The 19438-nt window shown below is 43.2% G+C and carries 10 protein-coding genes; all 10 read left to right on the top strand.

The annotated features are described in order from the left end of the window. The first annotated feature begins 197 nt into the window (after positions 1–197). The 10 genes from J3P43_RS00505 (at position 198) to J3P43_RS00460 (ending at position 19432) form a co-directional block, all read left to right on the top strand. Positions 198–2384, top strand: a complete 2187-nt coding sequence (locus J3P43_RS00505) for a fasciclin domain-containing protein (RefSeq protein ID WP_255897798.1) — start codon at positions 198–200, stop codon at positions 2382–2384. Between the two features lie 20 nt (positions 2385–2404). After that, positions 2405–5647, top strand: coding sequence for a SusC/RagA family TonB-linked outer membrane protein (locus J3P43_RS00500; RefSeq protein WP_255897797.1), 3243 nt, complete (start codon positions 2405–2407; stop codon positions 5645–5647). Between the two features lie 17 nt (positions 5648–5664). Next, positions 5665–7176, top strand: a complete 1512-nt coding sequence (locus J3P43_RS00495; RefSeq protein WP_255897796.1) for a RagB/SusD family nutrient uptake outer membrane protein — start codon at positions 5665–5667, stop codon at positions 7174–7176. A gap of 5 nt (positions 7177–7181) precedes the next feature. After that, positions 7182–8930 (top strand): fasciclin domain-containing protein, encoded by a 1749-nt coding sequence (locus tag J3P43_RS00490; RefSeq protein ID WP_255897795.1) that lies wholly within the window; start codon positions 7182–7184, stop codon positions 8928–8930. 54 nt (positions 8931–8984) lie between these two features. Beyond that, positions 8985–10418 carry a fasciclin domain-containing protein gene (locus tag J3P43_RS00485; RefSeq protein WP_255897794.1) on the top strand — a complete coding sequence of 478 codons (1434 nt, stop codon included), beginning with the start codon at positions 8985–8987 and terminating at the stop codon, positions 10416–10418. Positions 10419–10440: 22 nt separating this feature from the next. Continuing rightward, positions 10441–13662, top strand: coding sequence for a SusC/RagA family TonB-linked outer membrane protein (locus tag J3P43_RS00480; protein WP_255897793.1), 3222 nt, complete (start codon positions 10441–10443; stop codon positions 13660–13662). Positions 13663–13711: 49 nt separating this feature from the next. Next, positions 13712–15415 (top strand): RagB/SusD family nutrient uptake outer membrane protein, encoded by a 1704-nt coding sequence (locus J3P43_RS00475; RefSeq protein WP_255897792.1) that lies wholly within the window; start codon positions 13712–13714, stop codon positions 15413–15415. A 124-nt stretch (positions 15416–15539) separates the two neighbouring features. Beyond that, entirely contained in the window at positions 15540–16793 is a 1254-nt protein-coding gene (locus tag J3P43_RS00470; protein ID WP_255897791.1) for a pectate lyase family protein, read from the top strand. A gap of 100 nt (positions 16794–16893) precedes the next feature. Continuing rightward, the gene (locus J3P43_RS00465; protein WP_255897790.1) at positions 16894–17970 is read left to right on the top strand and encodes a glycoside hydrolase family protein; all 1077 of its coding nucleotides are present in this window, start codon (positions 16894–16896) and stop codon (positions 17968–17970) included. Between the two features lie 16 nt (positions 17971–17986). Further along, on the top strand, positions 17987–19432 hold the full coding sequence (locus J3P43_RS00460; protein ID WP_255897789.1) for a glycoside hydrolase family 28 protein: 1446 nt from the start codon (positions 17987–17989) through the stop codon (positions 19430–19432). The last annotated feature ends 6 nt before the right edge of the window (positions 19433–19438 follow it).

Raw genomic sequence — 19438 nt, 5'->3', positions numbered from 1 at the left:
ATCCTTGCCAATTGTTTTGATGCCTGGCGCCTTGTTATTCTTCGTGCATCTTTAATATTGGTGGAAAAGCCTTAACCTGAATAACCAATTAAGGATTATAAACAAGCTTTCAGGAATAGACGCTAACTGACATGGTTGTCAAAAGCTAATCGATTAGTGTTGGTTTGGAAGGTCTGTAAATAAGTTCAAAATTAAAGATGAAGAAAGTACTAAAAACCTCGTCATTTCTGCTCGTTTTACTTGCGCTTTTTAGCGCTTGCAATAAAAAGGGTTGGGATGAGTATTACGGTCGTCCGGATGATCTAGCCAGCCCTATTTATCAGCAGTTACAGGCACGAAACAATTTCAATAGTTTCCTGGTGCTGGTTGATAAAGCGGGTTATAAGGATATTTTGAGCAAAGCCGGTTACTGGACAATTTTCGCTCCTAATGATGAAGCAGTTGCCAGGTATTTACAAGAGAATAACATCAGCGATGTTAACGCAGTTAAAGATTCGGTAGCCCGGAAGATAGTTAGATACAGTTTGGCTTATAATTCTTTCAAATCCGACAGGTTAGACGACTATCAATCTGGTATAGGGTGGGCCGCTGATAAGGCATACAAAAGACGGACTACGTTTTACGCCGCCTTGGATACCGCGATGATCGACGGTAAGAAAGTCCTTGTTTCTGCATCGAACAGAAATAATGCAGGCGGTACCTATTATGTATCGGCAGATAACAACAATAAATATATTCCATTCTTTCTGAATTCGTACTTCACCGCAAACGGAATCCCAACCAGCGATTACGCATATCTATTTCCCGGCAAAACGTTTTCTGGATTCAATGTAGCAGACGCACAAGTTGTGAACAAGGACATCATTGCTGAGAATGGTGTAATTCACGAAATCGACAGAGTGATTTTGCCTTTGCCGAGTATCGATCAATACCTGAGTACAGCGCCCGAATACAGCAAATTCAAGAAAGTATTCGATGATCACATGGTGTCGTATCTGATTAATGCTTCAGCAACAGCCAAAAACAAGGAGATCACGGGTTCAAATCTGGATGTATACGTAAAAGTATATAACGGAATGCTGCCATTCTCACCAAATAATGAGAACTTCCTGAAGGTTGAAGACAATGACGGTCAGATGGATGGATACACCATGTTTGCACCTACCAACGAAGCGTTCGAGTCGTATACCCGGGACACCCTGCTTAAGCATTACCTAACGTTTGAGGCGTTACCCGACGAGATCATTTCAGATTTCCTGATGGCCCATATGTGGCGTACCACCGTATGGCCGAGCAAATTTTCGGTGACAAAAAACCTTCAGGGCGAAGGCGCTCTGTTCAATCTGGCGACTGACATCGTTGATAAAAAAGTATTGAGTAATGGTATTTTCTATGGTACCAATAAGGCACAGTCGGCAAATGTTTTTAGTTCTGTGTTCGGTAAAGCTTATTTGAACCCTAACTACTCGTTAATGACCAGGGCGTTGTCTGTTGCCCTGAAAACGAATATTATCAACACCAATTCAAAATACACCTTATTTCTGATCTCTGATGATGATCTGACCGCTGCCGGATACAGTTACAACCTGGATGCGAACAGGTGGGAGTACAGGCCACCAGGAGGCGGCACAACTCTAACGGGTACTTCGGCCTGGGATAAATTGAACAGGATCTTAAATACTCATGTAGTGCGTCAGGATTTAACCGATATCACCGGCAGTGGCATTATCGAAACCTATAATGGCGAGTACATCAAATACAACGGAAACACAGTTTTTTCTGCCGGTAATCAGGACGCAAATGTAACCCGTGCTGCATCCGGAGAGGAAGCAGCTTCAAACGGAACGGTATATTATGTTAATGGCCTGTTGAACGAATCAACCCTCTCTATTGGTAAGCATATTGAGAAGCTGGCAGCTACCACCGGCTCCAATTTTAAAAAGTTCTTCGATTACCTGAAGGCTTCGAATATTTACAACACCTCCAACGGAGAAATTCTGGGAGTTTCTGCCGGCTCGTTATACACGGTTTTTGTGCCTAACAATGCAGGAATTGACGCTGCTATTGCCCAGGGATATTTGCCATCATCGCCAACTTCATCTTCTGCGGACGACAAAGAGAAAGTGGCCAATTTTATCAGGTATCACATTTTACAGAAAGAAACCGTAGTGGTAGACGGTAAGAAAGAGGGGGGATATCCTACACTTCTTCAGAAAGAGAATGGCGCTATCACTGCCATTACCATCGCCAATACGGCTACGAGCATGCAGGTTACCGATATGAAGGCGGGAACTGTCAATGTACTCGTTCCAAGCAGTAACAATCTTTCAAACCGTGCTGTGATACATCTTATTAATGGTTTTTTAAAATTCGACACTAAATGATGCTGAAATCTGACTATAGAATGAAGAAGTTATTTACGGTGCCGTTGACCTTTGCTTTGGCAGTGATGATGCTGGCATTTCAAGCTCAAAGTGTAACGGCCCAAACCAGGACGATTCGCGGGAAGGTAATTGACAGAAAAGACAAGCAACCGGTAATTGGTGCTACCGTAACCGAAGTGGATAAAGACAGGCGGACGGTTAACGGTGTGGTTACTGATGTCGACGGAAATTTTGTTTTAAGAGTTTCCAATCCGCTGAATAAAGTGAATGTGTCTTTTTTAGGATATAAAACAGCCGTTTTTGATATAGGCAGTCGTACCGCTTTGGATGTACAACTCGATCCGAGCGTAAGCGAGCTTACCGAAGTTGTGGTAACCGGCAGGAAAATGTCGAGCAACGGCCTTTTAGAAATAGACGAAAGAAGTTCAACAGTAAGTGTTGCAAGAGTTAATGCTAAAGACCTTGAAGAAATGTCTGCAACATCCATCGATCAGGCGCTTCAGGGCCGCTTACCGGGTGTCGATTTCGCAGCAAACTCTGGCGATCCGGGCGCAGGTATGCAGATCAGAATCAGAGGAACCTCTACTATTAATGGTTCAACCGATCCGCTGATTGTTGTGGATGGAATGCCTTATGAAACAGAGATTCCGGAAGATTTCAACTTCGGAACGGCTGACGAACAAGGATACGCTACTTTATTAAACATTGCACCATCAGATATTCAGGATATCAGCGTGCTTAAAGACGCGGCAGCAACTGCTGTATGGGGCTCCAGAGCTTCAAATGGTGTATTGCTTATTAACACAAAGCGCGGACGCCAGGGGAAACCCGTGGTCAGCTATTCAGTAAGAGGAACCATGTCAAGACAACCGGAAGCCATTCCAATGCTCTCCGGCGATCAATTTTCGATGCTCATCCCGGAGGCCTACATGAACAGGACTGGAACACCTCTTAACACTCAAACCGTAAAAGAATTACAGTACGATATCAGCGATCCATACTATTATTATAACTACAGCAATAATACTAACTGGATAGATGCTATAACCCAAACGGGATACAAGCAAGATCACAGCGTATCCATTAATGGCGGTGGTGAAAAGGCACGTTATTATGCATCTGTAGGTTATTTGGGTGAAAAAGGTACCACCATCGGTACTGGGCTTGATCGGATCTCTACTCGGATCAATCTCGATTACAATGTTTCGAACAAGATTAAGTTCAGAACGGATATAGCCTACACCCATTCGGTAACTGATAAGATCTTTGACGGTGATGCCAGAAAGATAGCATACGATAAAATGCCCAATATGAGTATTTATGAGTATGACGCTCAGGGTAATAATACTGGAATTTATCTGTCGCCGTTGCAAAATATTCAGGGCTCTTTTGACAGAACCTTTAATCCGGTGGCGATGTTGAGGGAGGCTCGCAATAATGTAATCGGCGAACGGATTACCCCACACTTCAATTTGCAGTACGATTTTATGCCTGATTTTTTAAAGGCCACCGTCGATGTTCAGTTTGATATTGAAAACTCAAAAAATAAATCGTTTTTGCCTCAAATAGCGACTGGTAGGCCGATTAGCGAATTAGTTGTAAACCGCGCCTACGATGGAGACAGGGATGCATTCAGACTTCAAACGAAAACCAATCTGGTGTTTACGCCCCAGCTTGGCGAGAAACACAATTTCATAGGCTTATTGTCTCTGTTAAGCAACGACGATCGAAGCACCAGCCTTCAAACAAGTTCGTCCAACTCGGCATCACCCGAGTTACAGGATCCTTCATCTCCCTCCAGAACACAAAATCTGGCTTCAAACTTTTCACAAGTACGCAGCGTTGCCGGACTACTTAACGGGCAGTACAGCTTTAACGATAAATACATTATTAATGCCGGTTTGCGGGTGGATGGTAATTCAAAATTTGGTCCGGCCAATCGGTATGGTTTGTTCCCATCCATTTCTACCCGATGGAGAATCTCCGGAGAAAACTTCCTGAAGGATGTTAAGGCAATTGATGATTTGAGCTTACGTGCGAGTTACGGGCAAAGCGGTCGCGCGCCAAAAACAAATTATGGATTTTATAACATCTACAAAAACTACGACTGGGATTACCTTGGCAATTCGGCAGTGTATTCAAGCGATATAGAATTAAGGAATCTAAGATGGGAAACCGTTACCGGAAGGAACCTCGGGCTGAATGTTATTTTATTTAAGAATAAGCTCGATTTTGATGTAGATGTGTACAGAATGCGCACCACCGACCTGTTCTTTCCAGGTCTGAGCATTCCATCTATTTCGGGCTACAACAGCCTGGATATGAATGTGGGTACCATGGATAATCAGGGATGGGAAATTAATTTAAGAGCGAATCCTCTTAAAACTAAAAATTGGAACGTAAACCTGAGCTTCAATTTCGCCAGAAACGTAAACGTGATTCGCGAGATATCTGAATTCTATCCTACTGAGGAAGGAAATACAAATACTAATGGTGAGTACAAACGATTCCTACAGGTGGATAACCCTTTCGGCTCTTTTTATGGATATAGATTCAAAGGGGTCTATACCGATGCCGACGCTACCATCGCCAGAGATAAAAACAATAAGCCTCTGATTGGTGCCGACGGTGCTTCGGTGCCTATGCGTTTCGACTATCCCAACACTAACTATGTATTTCAGCCTGGCGATGCGATGTACGAGGATATTAATCACGATGGAAATATTAATTATATGGATGTGGTTTACCTGGGTAACGGTAATCCAAAATTTATAGGCGGTTTTGGTCCGGAGATTATTTACAAGGGCAATCTGAAAGTAATGGCATTCTTCAGCTTCAGGTATAAGTATGACGTGATCAACACCACGAAAATGAATAGTACCAGTATGCACAACTATGATAATCAGAGCACCGCTGTATTGCGACGCTGGCGAAACCCAGGCGATGTAACCGACATTCCGAGAGCATTATATGGTTCAGGCTACAATTGGTTAGGGTCAGACCGTTATGTAGAAGACGCTTCATTTATCAGGTTAAAAACTGTAACGGTGAGATACAATTTTGCGAAGCCAATAACTGACAAGCTGAAGATGAAAAACCTGGGGATATACTTTACCGCAGAAAACCTGCTCACTTTCACCAGTTATACCGGGCAGGATCCGGAAGTTTCACCCAAGTTGAACAGTCCCTTTGCATTGATTCAGGATGGTTCAATGACTCCGCCTACAAGGAATATGGTGTTTGGCTTAACTGCGGGTTTTTAACTATTAAAGCGATAGAAATGATCAGTAAATTAAAATATATCCTTTTACTCTGCATCGTTGGCATTTCTATGTCATCATGCAAGAAATATCTTACTCTTGAACCTCAGGACGGTATTACCCGCCAGGACTTTTGGCAAACCAAGGAACAGGTTTCATCTGCAGTATATGGCTGCTACGCCTCTTTACTGGCGCCGCCATTGGTTGAAAACCTGTTTTTGTGGGGCGAACTAAGAGCTGATATGTTACAAACAGGAGTGCGGGCTACGGCTAACGACTTTAATATCATCAATGTAAACATACAGCCAACAAATCCTATTACTAACTGGAGCGCAGTATATCAAACTATCAATAATTGCAATACCGTTATTGATCTGGCGCCACAAGTGTTGCAAACCGATAATACTTTTAAACAGCGGGACTTGAATGGTTACGTTGGTGAGGCTTTAGCGTTGCGGAGTTTGATGTATTTCTACCTGGTTAGAACCTTTCGGGAAGTTCCTTTGAAAATCAAGGCTACCACAAGCGATGAAGATAATTTTCAATTGCCGAAAAGCTCAGAAGCTGAAGTTCTAACTCAGATTATAAATGATTTAAAGCTGGCCGAGGAATATTGCTTCACAACTTATGGAAACCGCGACCACGATAAAGGCCGGATTACTAAGTATGCGGTACAAGCTATGCTTGCCGATGTTTATTTGTGGAAAGACGACTATGAGAACAGCATTATCTATTGCGATAAGGTGATCAACTCGGGCCAGTTTGGTTTGGTAGAAGGCAGCAGCTGGTTTAGTACCGTGTTTTATGAAGGCGGCTCCAACGAAAGCATATTTGAGTTTTATTTCAATCAGAACCGTCTTAACCCGTTCTATTCGATGTTTGCAGAGTCAACTAAACGGTTCACGGCTGCATTAAGAGTTACTGAGGAGGTTTACACCATCGATTTATTTGATATCGAGAATAAAGACATCCGAGGAGACGGGGCAGCAGCAAGATTTAACGAAGGAACTATCTGGAAGTATCATGGAGTAAATTCGGGCACGGGCCGCAGCCCTTCTGCATCGTTTGCGCACTGGATAGTTTACCGGTATCCGGACATTCTATTGATGAAAGCAGAAGCCTTAAATCAATTGGGACAGGTGGACGAAGCATTAAAGCTGATAAAGATTGTAAGAGACCGGGCCAACGCACTTGAAGCTACCGAGACGTTCGAGACAGACCCTGCAGATCCGGATTATACCAGTGCGATCAATACTCCGGACCTTGCCAAATTTATACTTGACGAACGTGCTCGCGAATTTGCTTACGAAGGAAAAAGGTGGTACGATTTACTAAGGAATGCAAAGAGGGATAATTACGATCAGCGAAGTTTGTTATTCGATGTCGTTATCGTTACAGCTTCCCCGGAAAATCAACAGTCGGCCGTAGCTAAGTTACAAGATGATAATAGCCATTATCTTCCAATTTACTTTACCGAATTAGAAGCCAATAAACAACTTATACAGAATCCATTTTACGTTAAAACTAAATAAGCGTCATGAAAAGAATTGTATATCAAATGAGCAGGACCGGGATATTTCTGCTGTTTATTATGATAGGTTTCATCGCCTGCAAAAAAGAGGAGTTCAAAACCAGTACTACTTCGGATGTAAATATTTCTGATTATTTATTGCAGCAACCTGAGCAGTTTTCTGAGTTTTCGAAGATTCTTCAGCTAACAGAGAATGAAGGTTTTTTGGCAGCCTACGGTACTTATACCTTGTTTGCGCCAAATAATGCTGCAATTGCAGCTTTCCTTACAAGCAAGGGCAAAGCCTCTGTTAATGATGTAGCTATTGCGGATCTAAAGGACATGGTAAAAATGCACCTGGTAAGAGATACCATCGCTTCGGTTCTTTTTAACGATGGCAAGCTTCGAACTAGAACGATGTATGGGCAATACCTGATTACTGGAGCGCAGAATATTAACGGAAGCACTTTTATTACGATAAACAGGCAGGCAAATGTAAAACAGGCTGATATCCGCGTTGGAAACGGTATCATCCATGTTGTGGATAATGTATTGAGCCCGGCGAAGCTTACCCTCGCCGAAATGATCTCCCAAAATGACGATTTCTCGATTTTTGAAGAAGCGTTACGGGAAACCGGTCTTTACGATTCTCTGAATGTTTTGCCGGGTACTAAGCCTGACACAGCATACCATACCGTACTGGTCGAGTCCAACGACGTATTAAGGGCTATGGATCCCAAAATCACATCTTTTGCCGCTTTAAAAGAGAAATACTCTGATACCGGTGATCCAAAACTAACAAGCGATAGTCTGTATCTTTTTATGGCTTATCACATTTTACCAGGTCTGAAATATATACCAGATATCTTCAAAGCGTCATCGCATACCACCTTGTCGCCATTAGATGTGGTTACTGCAAAGCTTAAGGGTACAACTCTTTTAATTAACGACGACACGTTTAACGGAATACATGAGCAGGGAGCGGCAATAAACCGTCCGGCGAGTGATCTTACTGCCGCGAATGGTGTATTGCATGTGATGTCAAATCCCTATGCAATTAAAGTGCGTTTCCCTATACCCGTTTACTGGGAAGTGACAGATCAGCCTGAATTTACAAGCTTAAACGGCATTTTCCGGGTGTCTAATAAATCGAGTAAAAAGTTTAATCCCGGCGAATTACAGGACATCAACTGGGAACAAGGTTCGGCACAGTACATTGTAGCGCCCGAGGCCAGAAAGTTCTATGTGTATAATGACGATTACCTGCAGTTTGGGTCGCTGAGAACTAACGTAGTGGCCAATAGCTGGATCGAGTTTAAAACCCCTCTTTTGGTGAAAGGAAGATACAAGGTTTGGATCTGCTTTATCCGTCGCGGTGGTGGCGGTGGTGTCGCAGTATCTTTCAATGGCGAATTATTGCCGAAAGTACTGAACCTGAGAGAAAGCTTACCTGCCGGAGTATTGGTTGGCAACAAGTGGACATACCCTCCGGGAACAACGCCGGAATCGCTGGAAATCTTAGGCAAAAAGATGGTGTTCTCCGAATATGTATATCAGCCAAATCCTTCGCAAACTATCGATTATTACAGAGATAGCTATGGTCTTCTGGCTGGTACCATCGACGTGAAGAAAACCGACCGCCATATCCTCCGCATGGATGCAACCTGGGAAGGAAGCGGAGATGTTCAGTTTGATATGATCCATTTCATCCCTGAAAAGGAAGACCAGTTATGGCCAAAGTTTAACCCGGACGGAACAGTAGTACAGAAACCGTAGAATATAACCGTTGCTGCAGATAGGTTCTACCTGCAGCAACATAAACGATTATAAATGAATTTTAGAATTAGAATTTTCTTCCTTCTGATTGCAAGTTTAATCAGTGTGCTGCCTGCCTGTCAGGATAAGTGGGACGATCATACCAGCCTCAAGGACGCAAATCTTGGCCAAAACCTTTTTCAACGTGTGCAGCAAGAGCCTTCATTAAGCAAGTTCAGCGAATTACTGCTGAAATCGAAATATAATGAAGTGCTTTCTTCATCCAAGAAGTATACCGTTTGGGCTCCTTCAAACGACGCTCTTGCGAGCCTAAGCGCTGATATTATTAACGATGAGCAGAAGCTGAAAGATTTTATCGGTTTTTACATCGTTGAGCTGCCTTACAATACCAGTCTCGCTACTGATACCTTACGCTTGAAAACCTTAAACGGCAAGCATATCCGCTTTAGTAAAACCTCGTTCGAAGGTGCAGGACTGGTGCTTACCGACCAGTATACCGGGAACGGCGTACTGCATATTATTGACGACGCGGTGTTCGCCAAACCAAATGTCCTTGATATTATAAATGCTTCTGCATTTAAGCAGAAAGAGTATCTGGCAAGCCTGAACTACCAAGTGATTGATTCGTCGATGGCTGAGCAGATTGGAGTTGATCCCTTAACAGGAAAGCCGGTGTACAAACCAGGAACCGGACTTGTACAAAAAAATATGCTGTTCGACCGGGTTGGAAACCTGGCGAATGAAGATCAGGAATATACTGTAATTCTGCTGGCGGATGCGGCGCTTGAATCGGAAAGGACCAAAATCAGGCCCTATACTCAAGGGAAGAGTACGGATAGTACCGACCTTTTTGCCTCGGTTATGGTGATGAAAGATCTTGTTTTTAAAGGAAAATTCACAATCAATAACCTGCCTGCAATGCTCGTTTCGGAAGATGGTGTCCAGGTGCCCATTAACAAGGCAGCAATCACAGAAACCTATGAAACCAGCAACGGGATAGTTTATGTGATGGACCAAATGAACATTCCATTACAAAACAAGATCCGTGATATACGGCAGGAAGGTGAAAATCCTGTTGGATTCAGCAGGACAGATAAATCGCAGTTCATAGCATATCGTCAGAGACGAAACCCGAATACTCAGGCGCTCTTTAACGACATCTATATTTTTAACCATAAAATTCCGCTGTTTCACGCGAAATACAAGCTTAAGGATGTTTACAGTGCCACCTATAAAGTGTATTGGGTAGCCCCTAACGATGTTCAGGATAAGGCCTTTAAGCAGCGATTCGCAATTTCGGATCCCGCTGATACGCACTTTGCAGAAACCCCGGTCGCCATCGAGAACTTCGACGAAGTGTATGTAGGCGAGTATACATTTGAGAATATCGGAGACTATAATGCCTTTGTGGTGGCTGCTAATAATGGGGTCGACAAAGACAACTCGATAAGCCTGGATTATTTCAGACTTGAGCCGAAGCTTCCTTAGTTGAATGTTTTATCAAGAAGATATGTACGTATTTACGAAAATAACAGTTAAAAGAATCATCCTTTTCCCGGTCATTACCCTGGTGTCATTAAACCTGGCGGCCCAGGACACCACTACAATTAATGCCGGTTCTGATACAACTATTGTAAGCACTGTAGCTAAGGCGGGAAGTAAGCTGTCGGGTCAAATAAAAGACGCCTCAACAGGAAAGCCACTTTCAGGCGTAAGTGTGAGATCTGGGAATTATTCTGCATCCATCACAAACGAAAGCGGGTCTTTTACTCTAAGCGTTCCTTCATACACAGGAGTAGTTACTGTGTCGGCGCCGGGTTATCAAACCACCGACATTGCACTAAGAGGCAGAACAACTTTAACGGTTAGCCTGAACGGCGATGACTTGAATTCGGTGCACGATTTAGCGGTATTGCCATTCGGCTCTAAGCCTAAAACACAAACTCCCTATGCGGTTTCTTCCATCAATACTACAGGAAACTGGGAGCGTTCTGCGGAAACGCCAGATAACTATTTGCAAGGCCAGGTAAGCGGGTTAAATGTAATTCGCCGTTCTGGAACCAATGGTATCGGTGCCGATTTATTCCTTCGTGGTTTTTCGTCCCTCAGCACGCGCAACCAGCCATTAATTGTGGTAGACGGAATGATCTATGATACCAACGATTACGGAACCTCTTTAATTGGTGGCCACGTTGTTAATCCTCTCAGCAATATCGATCTAAAAGACATCGATAACATCACCGTAATTAAAGATGGCGGTTCGTTATATGGTACCAAGGGAGCAAACGGAATTATCCTGATCAGCACGGCCCGTGCGAAACAACTCGCTACGCATATAGACTTTGCCGCTTATGGCGGGATAAATTCCTCTCCGGGGAATTTGCCGGTTTTGGGTGTGAACGATTACAGGCTCTATCTTTCGGATGTGTTGCAAAGCGCCGGGATGACAAATTCGCAGATCCAGTCCCAGCCGTACATGAATGATACCAGCAATCCTGAGTACCACAGATATCATTACAATACCAACTGGCAAAATAATGTGCTTGGCGATAGCTACAGTCAGAACTACTTTCTGAAAATCACTGGTGGTGATAACATTGCCCGATACGCCCTATCAATGGGATATCTGAACAATAACGGAACGATTGATAATACCGTGTTAAATCGATATAATACTAACTTCAATGCAGATTTAAACCTGAGTTCGAAGTTAACCGCGACAACCAATCTATCGTTCACTAATATCGAACAGCAACTTAAAGACCAGGGTCGCAGCTTTTCTACAAATCCCATTTTATTGGGATTAACTAAATCGCCGTTTCTTCCCGGAAAACAAATTGCTGACGATGGTACAGAATCTCCAAACCTTGCAGATACTGACATTTTCGGCCGCAGCAATCCTTTCGCGGTAATCGAGAATGCACAGCAATCCAATAAAAGCTATAGATTTTTTGGTTCCACAAAGTTTAACTATGCCATTTCAAAAATCGTTAGTGTCAGTTCTCTCATTGGTATCACTTACGATAAGGTGAGAGAAAACTCCTTTATGCCGCGTTTGGGTATCACTCCAGATACCTTAGGTAATGCAGTGGCATATAGCCGTTTGGGCAGCCGGGTGCAGCGTTTATTTTCTTTGTATAACGACACCTATTTGTCTTATAACAAGACTTTTTCAGGCGAGCATGCGCTGTCTGCAAATCTTGGTCTTCGTTTCAATAACACCGACAGCGAAGAAGATGCCGCATTAGGATTTAATTCACCTACAGACGACTTTGTTACTGTGGGAACAGGTGTAAATGCACTTCGCAGCATCGGTGGCGATATTGGTAAATCCCGCTGGCTAAATACATATTTGAATGTAGATTATGCATTCAATAGTAAATACTTGTTATCCGTAAACCTGGCAGCTGACGGTTCCTCGCGGTTTGGGTCGGATATTGATGAAGCGTTAACCATCAACGGAAACAAATTTGCTTTTCTTCCATCTGTTGCAGCGGGATGGCTGATTTCTTCAGAAAACTTCATGGCTTCTGCCAGCAACATCGATCTGCTCAAGCTTCGCGCGAGCTACAGTCTCTCAGGTAACGATGATATTGGAAATTATTCGGCGCGCCAATATTATGTGTCGCAAAATCTGTTGGGTAACCAGGGAATAAAAAGAGGCAACATCGCCAACCCATCACTTAAGTGGGAGACGGTAAAAACTGCTAATTTAGGCGTAGACCTGGCCCTTTTTAACGAACGTATAAACCTGAGCTTCGATACCTACAGTCGCAATACCTCTGATATGCTTACAGCTTTACCTCTTAGCACGGCTGTGGGATTTGATTACATGCTTGCTAATAACGGAAGCATGAAAACCAATGGGTATGAATTAGGAATAAACAGCAGGGTTTTAAACAGAAATTTGAAATTAGACCTTGGACTGAACCTCGGTTCGTACAGTAATGAACTTACCGCCTTGCCGCAAAATGGACAGATCACCGAGTTTGGCGGAGCAACATTTATTTCATCTGTGGGGCAGGCTGCCAATCAATTTTATGGGCATAGAACCAACGGAGTTTATGCAACAACTGCCGAAGCACAGGCTTCTAAAACCTTCATCAAATCTTCTGGTGGTGGCTTAACCGCAGTAGGCGCCGGAGATGTACGTTTCGTAAATACCTTCGATAGCGCAGAAGATATTGCCGAAAACCGCCATGTCATCGACGAAAACGATCGCCAGGTAATTGGTAATCCAAACCCGGATGTGTTTGGAAGTTTAACAAGCCGCTTGGGATACAAAAGGTTCAGCGTGAACGCCTTGTTTACCTTTAGCCTTGGCAACGACGTATACAATGGAACCAGAGCTATTCTTGAATCAGTCTCTTCGTCGATGAACCAAACGGTAAATGTGCTAAACCGCTGGACTTACGAAGGTCAGGTTACAGATGTACCTAAGGCCTCTTTCAACGATCCAATGGGTAATTCGCGTTTTTCCGATCGCTGGATTGAGGATGGTTCTTATTTGCGTCTGAGAAACTTGTCAGTAGCTTATTCATTGCCGATCAAGCCAGGATTCTTAAAGAACGCTACCGCTTATGCAACAGGAAACAATCTGTTCACTGTCAGCCGCTATTTAGGTTATGATCCAGAATTCAGCGCTTCCGGCAGTCCGCTGGGCCAGGGTGTTGACGTGGCCCTGGAGCCGCAGTTCAGATCTGTTCAATTAGGAATTCGTGTTGGTTTATAAAAATAATTCAAATAATACAACCGGGCATACCGGTTATAAATTCATATCAATGAAGCTATCAACTAAAGTTAGTGTTTTGTTACTTGCGGCTTTCAGCTTTACCAGCTTAAATTCCTGCAAAAAGACTTTTGATATCAGTCCGGAAAATGCCATCGATTATAAAAAAGTATATCAGAATATTTATGATGCTGATGCCGCCGTACTAGGGATCTATGGCCAGTTCCTAAACCTCGCAAAGCAATACGAAATATTAAATGAGCTGCGTGCCGACCTGATGGAGGTTACCTCTAATGCAGATGCTCATCTTAAAGAAATCAGCACCAACAACATATCATCCGATAACCCCTATATAGACCCTAAACCTTTTTACGCGGTAATTGCGAACTGCAACGACGTGTTGAAAAATCTTCAAACTATGTACGAGGCTAAGAAGATTAACGAAAGTAATTTCGAGCAGCGCTATTCGGATATTGGAGCTTTGCGTACCTGGCTTTACTTTCAATTAGCTATTCACTACGGTGAAATTCCTTATGTAACAGAGCCGGTTGTGAATATTTATGATGTGCAGGACGCATCAAAGTTTCCGAAAAAGACGCTTGATGAACTGGTGCCGGAACTGATTGCTTACATGGAGGCTCTTCCTTACCTCGATCCTTATGCAGAAGGCAGCTCTTTAATTAGCCAGATTGATGGTTATCCAAGTAAGATGATGTTCATCAATAAAAGGTTGTTGCTAGGCGACATGTATCTGTGGACTAATCAATATAACAAGGCAGCTATTTCGTATAAGAATGTGCTTGAAACTACTACACCTTTGGGCGAATCGGCACCTTCAGGAGCTTATTGGAATTTCTATTCTGGTTCTAGTGGCGAAGATAATGATGCGGCAAAGCCGAGCGCCTGGCAAACTTTTTTCTCACGCTCTCCGAACGATAATCAGTATCAGTGGGAATGGTTGTGGACCATGTATTTCGACAAGAATTTCCAGCCTCAAAACCCATTTGTCGACCTGTTTTCAAACTCTGGAGGCCGGTACCTGGTAAAGCCTTCTCAGAGCGCAATTGATAATTGGAACAATCAGGTTCAAAACGACGGTACACCCTTTGATTTACGCGGTGCGAATAATAGCTACAAAATTATTAACGGCCAGCCGGTAATAATGAAGTTTTTGTATAACTACCTCAATGCTACTACCGGCCTCCCAACTAATATTTTAGAAAAGAACGGGAAGTGGTTTTTATATCGTACGAGCTTACTCCATTTGCGTTTTGCAGAGGCGGCAAATCGCGACGGACAAACAAAAATTGCGTATGCCCTGGTTAACGATGGTATAAAAGGGACATATGATGATCCTGCTTTGTCTAATAGTGTACTTGAGCGTATTACTAATCTGGAATTTCCATATGATTTCGATGCGAGGAAACTTGATGCTCCAAGAATTCGTGGAAAATACCACCGTAACCTGGGCCTTCGCTCGAGAGTAGCTACCGCTATTCTGGAGGATGATGAGCTGAAAGATAACTCCAGAATGATGCAAATGGAAGATGTGATTATAGATGAGGCTGCTTTAGAACTGGCTTATGAAGGTAACCGCTGGCAGGATTTGGTGAGAATTGCATTAAGAAGGGAAAAAGAGGCTTCCGGTTCTGGATTTGCTTTCATTAATTCAAAATTAGAGGCAAAAGATCCTTTGAGAAATGAGATTAGAGAGATAAAAACGAAAGAGGATTTGTTTCTGCCGTTTAAATTCTGACGGTCGCCACTGATGCACTGATTTGTTAATTGATGATTACGCTGGAGAAGGCATGAATTATAATATCTGTTATAGCCGATATCGAGGTTTATAGCTGCATATGAACACTTAAATAATATTTATAATGAGATTTAAATCAATAATTTTTGCTGCTCTTTTAATGGGTGGCTCACAAGTTAACGCACAACAGCTTGCGTTCCCGGGTGCCGAAGGATTTGGCCGTTTTGCAACCGGGGGAAGAGGTGGCGAAGTTTACCACGTTACTAATCTTAACGATTCCGGCCCCGGATCTTTCAGGGATGCTGTTAGTCAGCCAAACCGTATCGTAGTGTTTGATGTGGGTGGAGTAGTTAAGATAAATTCAAGAGTTCAGGTAGCTCCGAACCTCACTATTGCCGGTCAAACAGCTCCGGGGGGTGGTATCACTATTTACGGGAATGGTCTCTCGTTTTCGAAAGCAAATAATACTATTGCAAGATATCTGCGTATTCGCACGGGAATAAATGGCGATAAGGGAGTAGATGCAGTTACAATTTCTGAGGGCTCAAATATGATATTTGATCATATTTCGGTTTCATGGGGCAGAGACGAGACCTTTTCAGTGAGCGGGGACGTATCCGATGTGACCATTCAAAATTCCATTATTTCTGAAGGTCTTCATTCGCATTCTGCGGGAGGCTTAATTCAAACCACGGGCGGAATCAGTCTGCTTCGGAACTTGTACATTAACAACCATACCCGGAACCCAAAAGTAAAAGGGAAGAACCAGTACGTGAACAACGTAGTTTACAACTGGCGGGTAGCAGCGTATATCCTTGGAGGGTCAGCATCACAGTCGTATGCAAACATTCAGAATAACTACTTCATCGACGGACCTCAGACCTCTTCCGCGCCTTTTTCAAGAGGTAATACTAATTTCCATCTTTTTGCTGCTTCAAATTTTCATGATAATAACAAAAATGGAAAACTGGATGGTGCCGATATCCCTAAAGAAAAATATACTGTTGTAGATTGGGTGGCAACACCGCATGATTATCCCCAAGTTACTATACTAAAGCCAGAACAAGCTTATCATTTCGTTACCGCAAATGCAGGTGCATCTTTACACCGCGACCAGGTGGACACCCGGCTCATTAATGCTCTGAAGTCTTTAGGGAAAGAAGGTAAGATCATCAGTAGCGAAGACGAAAATCCGGAAAAGGGTCCCGGAGCCATCAATTCCGGAAAATCGGCTTTAGACACTGACAGAGACGGGATGCCAGACAATTGGGAGAAGAAGAATAAATTAAACCCAAAAAAGGCCGACGACAAGGCCGATGCAAATAAGGATGGCTATACCAACATTGAAGAGTACCTTAATTCACTAATTAAGGTTTAATAAAACTCCAGATCGGGGTCTCTATTTTAAACAAGAACGTTACCTGTGATAGTATGGAATTAGCCTTATATCTTATACCTTTCAGTTCATATCTGATGTAATGGAACGCCGCCGCTTTATTTCAACAATGGCTTTATTTTCGGTCTGTGCGCTTGCAGGAGATTCTCTTTTTGCTGCTGTGCGGTATTTAAAAGATAATCTGTCGTCTTTTGCAAAAAAGCTTAAACCGCTTGGCCGGGTATTAGAATCTGAGGGGTATTACGTTTGGTGCAACAGTCCTATCCAGGCTCCCGACGGCAAAATTCATTTGTTTTATTCGCGCTGGCCTGCAAAAAAAGGAATGGGGGGCTGGATCAACAGCTGTGAAATTGCGCATGCAGTAGCCGACCAGCCAGAAGGGCCCTACCAATATCTGGAAACCGTATTAGCACCGAGAGGCCCTGGTTTCTGGGATGCAACTACCTGTCATAACCCCCATATTCAATATGTAGATGGCAAATATTGCTTGTTCTTTATGGGTAACTCTAATGGGAAAACTAATACGAAACGCATCGGTTTGGCTACAGCCGACTCCTTAAACGGTCCCTGGAAAAGACCAGATAAACCCTTGCTCGAAGCCGGACCTGAAGGTGCCTGGGATGACCATTGCACGACCAATCCCGCTTTTGTGAAACATCCGAACGGACAATATTGGCTGTACTATAAATCATGGAATAACAACGACTACTATAACTCCAAGGATCCGCTCATTCGCGGGAATCGCAAATACGGCCTGGCCGTTGCCAACAATTTAGAAGGCCCGTATGTTCGCTTCTCTGACAAACCAGTGATAGACTTTTCTAAAAAAGGCGGCAACAGGCAGTTTGAAGATGCTTATGTTTGGCACGAAAAGCGTAAATTTAAGTTGCTGGCAAGAGATATGGGGGTTTATAGCCACGATGTTGGCCTCATTATGGAATCTAAAAATGGCCTGGATTGGACAGAACCCGAAATTTCGTTCAAGCCCGTGAAAGAGTATGTACAAGAGCCGCCTGCCCCCGGTCACCTAAAAAAATATGGGCGATTGGAAAGGCCACAATTGCTTTTTATGAAGGGAAAGCCTGCTTACTTGTTCACAACTTCGCAGGGTGGAAAATATATGACCGCCTCACCTTTTGTTTTTAAAATACAATCTTAACACATAACAAACGATAATGAACCAATCCATTTTTGCCAGCGAGATTTTCAAAAGATTGAGCCTGGTACTCCTTACAGTCCTCTTTATTAGTTCTTGTGCCACACAAAAAAAGGCGGTGGTTTGGCAAAGCTCAGCTCAGCCATTAGCAGAAATTGAGAAATTAAGACAGCAGATCAAAGCGCCTAAGTTTGCCGACAGAGATTTTCTGATTACTAGTTATGGGGCTGTTGGAGATGGTAAAACAAAAAACACCGAGGCTTTTAAAAAAGCTATCGAAGCCTGCAGTAAGGCAGGTGGCGGAAGGGTAGTGGTGCCAACCGGAACTTATTTGACTGGTGCGATCTATCTCGAAAGCAACGTTAACCTTCATATGGTTGATAGCGCTAAAATTCTTTTCAGTCGCGATTATAAAGATTATCCCATCGTTTTCACTCGCTGGGAAGGTATGGAGGTAATGAATTATTCTGCCTTCATCTATGCCTATGGCGAAGAAAATATTGCTATCACCGGAAACGGAGTTCTTGACGGTAATGCTGACAACGAAAATTGGTGGAATTGGAACGGCGCTCCAAGATATGGCTGGAAAGCCGGTATGGGTAACCAGCGTATAGCCAGAGACTCGCTGCATAAACTGATGTATGCAGAAACCGATCCTAAGAAAAGAGTATTTGGCGATGGATTTTACCTGCGTCCTAATTTCATACAGCAGTATAACTGTAAAAACGTGCTGATGTCTGATTTTAAGCTGATTAATTCACCTATGTGGTGTCTTAATCCGGTATTATGCGAGAACGTTATCGTAGAACGGGTAAAAGTGATTTCAAGCGGTCCCAATAATGATGGATGTGATCCCGAATCATGCAAGAATGTATTAATTAAAGATTGCTATTTTGATACCGGTGATGATTGTATTGCAATAAAGTCGGGCAGAGATCAGGATGGCAGAAGAATAGGCAGGCCAGCTGAAAACCATATCATTGAGGGCTGTGAGATGAAAGAAGGTCACGGCGGTGTGGTGATAGGAAGTGAGATTGCCGGTGGCGCCAGAAACATTTATGCCTTAAACAATACCATGGATAGCCCTGAGCTAGACAGGGTCTTGAGAATTAAAACCAGCTCATCGCGCGGTGGCATTATCGAGAACGTGTTTATGAAAGATACAAAGGTTGGCACTTACAAAGAAGCTGCGGTTAAATTTAATATGTTCTACGAGAAGCCAGGCAACTTCATACCAACCATCCGTAATATTTGGGTAGAAAACATGACTGTTGAAAAAGGCGGAAAATACGGGTTGATGTCTGCCGCCTATAAATCATCACCTGTGCAAAACGTAAAGATGATAAACATTAACATCAAAGGAGTGGAAGTACCAATGAAAGTGGATTACATTGAAGGTTTAGATTTTCAGAATGTTCGTATAAACGGGGAAATTGTAACCGTTCCAGACTCATTGAAACGTTAATCAGAT

This window comes from Paradesertivirga mongoliensis (assembly GCF_024436395.1).
Classification (GTDB): Bacteria; Bacteroidota; Bacteroidia; order Sphingobacteriales; family Sphingobacteriaceae; genus Paradesertivirga; species Paradesertivirga mongoliensis.
This window is presented reverse-complemented; position numbering and strand designations above follow the sequence as displayed.